The sequence below is a fragment of the Endozoicomonas atrinae genome, from assembly GCF_001647025.1.
GTDB classification, from domain to species: domain Bacteria; phylum Pseudomonadota; class Gammaproteobacteria; order Pseudomonadales; family Endozoicomonadaceae; genus Endozoicomonas; species Endozoicomonas atrinae.
This window is the reverse complement of sequence record NZ_LUKQ02000011.1, coordinates 41,071-47,070: the sequence shown is the minus strand read 5'-3', so window position 1 is coordinate 47,070 and position 6,000 is coordinate 41,071. Positions and strand designations below refer to the sequence as shown.

Annotated in this window: 6 protein-coding genes; 2 read left to right on the top strand and 4 right to left on the bottom strand. The window is 46.8% G+C overall.

Annotation, left to right across the window (positions count from 1 at the left end; all coding sequences use genetic code 11):
- Window positions 1-94: 94 nt before the first annotated feature.
- The 4 genes from AK963_RS03025 to AK963_RS03010 are packed head-to-tail and all read right to left on the bottom strand — an operon-like array spanning window position 95 to window position 2,502.
- Window positions 95-577 carry a heme/hemin ABC transporter substrate-binding protein gene (locus tag AK963_RS03025; protein WP_066013999.1) on the bottom strand — a complete coding sequence of 161 codons (483 nt, stop codon included), beginning with the start codon at window positions 575-577 and terminating at the stop codon, window positions 95-97.
- The gene (locus tag AK963_RS03020; protein WP_066013998.1) at window positions 574-1,014 is read right to left on the bottom strand and encodes an ExbD/TolR family protein; all 441 of its coding nucleotides are present in this window, start codon (window positions 1,012-1,014) and stop codon (window positions 574-576) included. Before AK963_RS03020 ends, AK963_RS03025 begins: the two co-directional genes overlap by 4 nt.
- Window positions 1,011-1,769 carry a MotA/TolQ/ExbB proton channel family protein gene (locus AK963_RS03015; protein WP_066013997.1) on the bottom strand — a complete coding sequence of 253 codons (759 nt, stop codon included), beginning with the start codon at window positions 1,767-1,769 and terminating at the stop codon, window positions 1,011-1,013. Before AK963_RS03015 ends, AK963_RS03020 begins: the two co-directional genes overlap by 4 nt.
- Before the next feature lie 34 nt (window positions 1,770-1,803).
- A complete protein-coding gene (locus AK963_RS03010; RefSeq protein WP_066013996.1) occupies window positions 1,804-2,502 on the bottom strand; it encodes an energy transducer TonB in 699 nt (232 codons plus the stop codon).
- A 231-nt stretch (window positions 2,503-2,733) separates the two neighbouring features.
- Here AK963_RS03010 and AK963_RS03005 point away from each other — a divergent pair, with 231 nt between their 5' ends.
- Window positions 2,734-3,141 (top strand): thiol-disulfide oxidoreductase DCC family protein, encoded by a 408-nt coding sequence (locus AK963_RS03005; protein ID WP_083232419.1) that lies wholly within the window; start codon window positions 2,734-2,736, stop codon window positions 3,139-3,141.
- A 481-nt stretch (window positions 3,142-3,622) separates the two neighbouring features.
- Window positions 3,623-5,704: a TonB-dependent hemoglobin/transferrin/lactoferrin family receptor gene (locus AK963_RS03000; RefSeq protein WP_083232418.1), complete on the top strand. Its 2,082-nt coding sequence runs from the start codon at window positions 3,623-3,625 to the stop codon at window positions 5,702-5,704.
- Window positions 5,705-6,000: the final 296 nt, after the last annotated feature.

The following is a 6,000-nucleotide window of genomic DNA, read 5'->3' as shown; positions in this document are numbered from 1 at the left end:
GGAAGTGCTTTTGACAACAAGAGCACTGATCCAGAGTAAGGGGCGCTGGGAACAACTTTGGTCTGAGTTCATGACTGGAAAGGTTGAAGCTAACCTATGAGTCAGTTATCAAATTGAGAGAGCACCCCTCCCATAATGCATTGCCCTGTTGTTCTTTACCAAGAATGCTTGCCAGAGACTTGATCTGGTTTTCAATGCTTTCAGCGGTATGCTTCAGGGGCAGGGCTTCTACCTCAACACCAGCGCTTTCCAGTTGAGCCAGGGTTGAAGGTGGTCCCATGTCTTCCGTACCAATCAGCATGGTGGGCTCAAGCGCCAAGATTCCCTCAGCAGACAGCTGTTTATGATAGCCGAGTCTTGGCAGCTGGTTGACTTCAGCTGGCCAGGTGCTGGTCTGGTCAACGGCGATTACCTGATCGCCAGCACCCAGTGCGTAGATAATCTCGGTAACTCCGTTACCGGCAGAAACAATACGCTGATTGTCGTGTGAATTATGAGCCAGTGCAGTGTTGGCGCCCATGGCTGCAGAAACAGCCATAACGGTGGATAGAAACAGTGGTTTAAACGTTTTCTTCATGAGTCGCCTTTTCCATTTTCTTGTTCCATCAACACTTGCGCAGCCTCAATCTTGTGCTGGCTCAAAAACATCATCAGCTTAACCAGGTTGCCCAGAGGGGCATCTTTATCACCGGCAATCAGTACTGTGGTGTCGGGAGCTTCTTTGACCTTTTCCAGCAGCGACGTAGCAAATACTTCCCACTGATCGAACTTCTGTTCGCCAATAGCCCAGGGCTCGCCTTGTTCCAGAATACTGACCGTCAGCGTTTTTGGCGCCGTGGTTAACGGGACTTCCTGCTGGGTCGCCTGAGGCAGTTCCACCGGCAGGCTCAGTGTCTGTACATTGGCTGTGAACAGCAGAAACACCATGACGATAAACACTACATCCAGCAGCGGCGTCAGATCCGCCATGGAGAGTGATGCACTGGTTTCATCAATATCGTTGATGCGAATCATGCCGCTACCGCTCCGGCATCGATGATTTCAGGGAGGCCAGTTTGTGAGCTGGCACTATCCTTTTTTACCGTAAAATCTTTAACCGTCGATGCTGAAGGTGTGGTTGCTAAACCATCGTCGTCCATCGTCAGACCTTCCAGAAGCAGGTTGGTGTGATTCAGGGCAAACTCCAGTTTAGAAAGATAATGGTTGGCCCAGACACCAAAGCCGTGTGCAGCAGCCAGGGCTGGAATCGCAATAATCAGACCGAATGCGGTTGTGAACATCGCCTGCCAGAGGCCAGCGGCCAGAATGTCTGGAGTAACTGGACCGGCAGCGGCGGCGATATCACGGAACATATCGATCATGCCCAGTACGGTACCCAGCAGACCCAGCATTGGGGCAAGCACACCAATCAGCATCAGCGGCTTCAGCCAGGCATTCAGGCTACGCTTCTGTTTGAGCAGCCAAAGACCGGCAACTTCTTCACGCACCGACTTTTCACAGGTGTTGTGACTGAGCAGGACTGCGACACCCTGACGAATGCCTTTGCCTTTGCAGAGGTTCTGGCACAGGTTGCTCTTGCTTTCAGCGTGCTTTTCGCAGCCACAGCATTGACGGACTTCATTAAACAGCTCTGTCAGTCCCTTGCGGTTCATTGAAGGCAGCAGGGCATAGCTCACCAGCCGCTCAAGAATCATGGCCAGTCCAAGGCAAGAGGTGATCAGTAATGGCCAGGCCATGATCCCCAGTGATGCAAGATGTTCTGTCAACATGGCGTTACCTGCTAAGTATCTGACGTCTATAAATTCAACTGATTTCAAATGCGACGGGGATATGTACCCGGGATTTCACAAATCGGCTATTACGTTGCTCTGGCTTGAATGACCAGCGCTTAACGGCATCAATGGCTGCCTTATCCAGAACGGGGTAACCGGACGACTCAAGAATGTCGATGGTGAGCGGATTACCACGTTCATCAACAATCACATCCAGCATAACCACGCCCTGCTGATTTCTTCGCTGAGCCAGTTTTGGATAACGAGGCTCTACCCAGTCACGGATTTCCGGCTCAGTCACCATCACGGGTTCATTACTCAGACCTGGAGACTGGCTCTTTTCCGTAACGGTTTTCTCCATTACTGGCTCTGCAGGCTCTGTCACTTCAGACTCTTTCTTCTTAACCGGTTTGGGCTTTTCAACCACTTTTTTTGGCTTTTTCTTTACAGGCTCAGGTTTGGGTTCTTTCTTTTTAAGAACAGGCTTGGCCTTCTCTATGGGTTTCTGGACGACCTTTGGTTCAGGCTCAGGCTTGGGTTCTTCTTTAACAACCGGCTCCTCGACTGGTGGTTTAGGTTGACTGACCGTTGAAAAACTCAGGGAAACCGGTGCCTGGATAGAACCCATGTGGACGGTTCTGGGCTCAGATTCCTGGTGGTCCAGCGCAACCACGACGGCCACGTGGGTCGCAATGGAGATCAGCAATGTGAATAAGGCTTTTTTAGGCATGACCAGGAACAGTTATAGTGTTAATCGACCTAATAACAGGGGCGTAGGTTACTCGAAGCATAAAATGTGTTCAATAACCTAAATGATAATAATTCGCATTATTTGTGCTAATTAGTAATATCCGTTGATCATTTGATCTGGAGCACTATCTGGGCCGTAAGAATCCAAAAAAAACACCTATTTAAGACTCTTTAATTCATTAAAAGTCATTCATTTTCGGTGGTTACGGTTATGGCGCTAAAAAGAGAAGAAATTTCACTGCCAGTTACGTTGTTCTACGATGGGGATTGTCCTCTGTGCATGCGTGAAATCGATCACCTGTCCAAAAAGAACAGAAATGGACTGCTAAAGCTGGTTGATATCAGGCAGGATGGTTTTCAGGAAAAATATCCGGAATTTGACGTAGTAGAGCTGGATCGGTTTATTCATGCGAAATTGGCCGATGGTCGTATAGTTAAAGGTGTTGATGCCACGCTGGCTGCCTGGGAAGCTGTGGGTATGGGCTGTTTTGTTGCCCCTCTGCGCTGGCCGGGTGTCGCCTGTATTGCCGACATAGGCTACTCATTGTTTGCGAAAAATCGTCACGGTTTATCCCGCCGCTTAGGGCCAATTCTGGGTAAAAATGAGTGTAAAAAATAAAGACTATCCGTCGTTCATAAATTCAATGCTGGCTATCAAACTTCTAAATCTCTGAATGATAGCGTTCGTTAATTCACTACCCCTGATGAACAAACGATAACCCAACTCCCTGAAAACCAGAGTCTTCTAACCGTCATTTCCCTTTCGATATATAAATATTTATACAAAGCTAAATGATAATGATTTGCATTAAGTATAAATAGGCAATATGATGGCGCCCACTACTGCTTCGGAACCCTCATTACCGAAGCGTAAAAATAAAAAAACAGACAGGGTTGTTATACCAATTGCATTTTCTAAATCCCTATTGCGCTGTTGATCCGGGCAGAAGTGCTACGTTAAAGCTCCTTGCCATAGCTTCGGCTATGACTCGTCACTTTGCCTTGCCTTTCTACCCGGATCACCATGCTCACAACGGGTTTAGAAAATTTAATTGGTATTTCCCGCTTGCTGATAACACTAACACTGGTACAGAAAGACAATGATGTTCCCGAAAAACACGCTGGCTCTGGCGGTGATGGCCGCTACGGTTTCTCTTGCTTCTACTCAGGTCGCTTTTGCTGAAGAAGTGGCAGAGAAGGAAAATAAAGCTAAATCAAAACCCGTTTTATTGAAGCAGGTGACAGTCACTGCAACCAGGGCGGAAAAAGATCATTCTGATGTCGTCCAGAGTATTGAAGTGATTGATCAGGCAGAAATTGAACAGCAACAGGCTTCATCAGTGCCGGAATTAATGGAATATCTACCCAATGTATCAGTGACTGGTGGCCCAAGGGGCAGTGCTCAGGGAATTAATATTCGTGGCCTTGGCGGTACTCGTGTTCTTCAGGTGGTTGATGGCGCCCGACAGAATTTCTCTAATGGTCACCGCGGAACGTATTTTACTGACCCTGAATTACTGAAATCGGTTGAAGTTGTTAAAGGCCCATCAAGCAGCCTGTGGGGGTCCGGTGCTATTGGAGGTGTTGTTGTTCAGAACACAAAGGATGCTCAGGACCTTTTAGAAGACGGTAAAACTCTGGGTGGCTATGTTTCTCAGGGTTACCACAGCAATAACAGTCGTTCATTGACCAGTGGTGCAGTGTATGGAATACAGGGAGATGTTGACTGGTTGCTCAATGGTTACTACAACGATGGTGAAAACTATGAGCTGGGTAATGGCCAGGATTTAGAAAACTCCGGATCCAGAGAGCAGGGAGGTATGGCTAAACTGGGTTGGGATGTAAACAACGATAGTCGTTTTGAATTCAAAGCCCAGCACTTACTGTATAACGGGTTGGTTCCGAGTAACCCTGCTGCAAATGAAGGTACCTCTTCGCCACTGGTGGAAAGAGACTCGAAAAGCTCAAACCTTTCCGCTGCCTGGTTGTTTGACCCTGAAAGTGAATTAATTGATGGTAAGTTGCAGCTGTTTTACAACGACACTCGTTATAAAGAAGATCGTATTTCTCAAGGTCAGAAAGACGATACGCGTTATAAAACGAATGGCCTGGCTCTAACTAACCTTTCCATGGTTAACACTATTGAACTGGTTTATGGGTTAGATGCTTACCAGAACAAGATTACGACCGTTCGTGATACCACAGGCGGTGCTTCAGACTCCAGACCTGAAGGCCTGGATGGGCAGTCTACGACCATGGGAAGTTTTATCCAGGGAAGTATGCCGCTTGCCAGGGACTGGACACTGCAGGCTGGCGTTCGTTATGACCATTTTTCTTCAGAAGACAATCGGTCAAATTCGGATGTAACGAACAAGAAACAAACCGATCAGGCATTGTCTCCTTCTGTGGGGGTTATCTGGTCTGCGAATAAATGGCTTACTCTGACCGCAAGTTATAATGAAGCGTTTCGTGCACCAGGCATGGAAGAGATGTTTTCAACAGGTACACACTTTTCCATGGGGCCATTCTTCAAAAATGAATTTGTTCCAAACCCGGATTTGAAGCCAGAAGAAGCAAAGAATAAAGAACTATCTGCCCGTATGGAGTTTAATGAAATCCTCGGGGGCGATGAACTTAAGCTGAATGCCAGCCTTTTCCAAAATGATGTAAACAATTTTATCAATCAAATTACCTATGATCCTCAGCTGGTGTTTGGACAATTGATCGACAGTAAGACAACGTGGATCAATGTTGAAGATGCTGAACTTAAAGGTTTTGAAATAGCAGGAAAGTATCGTATCCAAAATGTTGAAGCCGGACTTTCTTATGGCCAGACCCGTGGCAAGGACAAAAGTACAGGTCTGGCACTGGATAATATTCCAGCGGATAAGATCGTAGCTGATCTGGCCTACCTGGCTTTCCAGGGCGATGTAAAAGTAGGGACACGATATACGCATGTGAATGATCAGAACAGGGTCGATCCAGATAATACCGTTAGCCAGTATGAAGGCTATGACCTGGTGGATCTTTATGCGAGTTATGAGCCGGCTTCTGGAAGCCTGAAAGGACTGAAAGCTGATTTTACGATTAAGAACGCTGCAGATAAATACTATCGCGTTGCCTGGCAGGAACTGTATCAACCCGGTCGCAGCTATCGCCTGAACCTTCGATACATGTTCTAACCTCTGCCACAACAAATGTGTCGAATTCGCTTAAGTGTTTTTGCTGGAAAAGAGAAAAATAAACAGGGAGGAACGCCTATAAAACGACAGTCTTAATATGCTATTCGTCTGATTACCAGCCGGCCTGGAAGGGATGTCAGGCAGATCTGCGCAAATATCAAACTAAATGATAATGATTTGCATTTGATAGTTTTTATAATTATGATGCCGATATTGTTTATTCTCATTGCTTATTTTTGGCATGAGGATCAGAAGAAGTAGGCGGTCATTGTCGGCTGTCAGAATAGCAATATTGG

Excerpts from the sequence above, each read along its gene's own strand:
- AK963_RS03000 (WP_083232418.1), top strand. The coding sequence starts at position 3,623 with ATGATGTTCCCGAAAAACACGCTGGCTCTGGCGGTGATGGCCGCTACG.
- AK963_RS03020 (WP_066013998.1), bottom strand. The coding sequence starts at position 1,014 with ATGATTCGCATCAACGATATTGATGAAACCAGTGCATCACTCTCCATG.
- AK963_RS03010 (WP_066013996.1), bottom strand. The coding sequence starts at position 2,502 with ATGCCTAAAAAAGCCTTATTCACATTGCTGATCTCCATTGCGACCCAC.
- AK963_RS03005 (WP_083232419.1), top strand. The coding sequence starts at position 2,734 with ATGGCGCTAAAAAGAGAAGAAATTTCACTGCCAGTTACGTTGTTCTAC.
- AK963_RS03025 (WP_066013999.1), bottom strand. The coding sequence starts at position 577 with ATGAAGAAAACGTTTAAACCACTGTTTCTATCCACCGTTATGGCTGTT.
- AK963_RS03015 (WP_066013997.1), bottom strand. The coding sequence starts at position 1,769 with ATGTTGACAGAACATCTTGCATCACTGGGGATCATGGCCTGGCCATTA.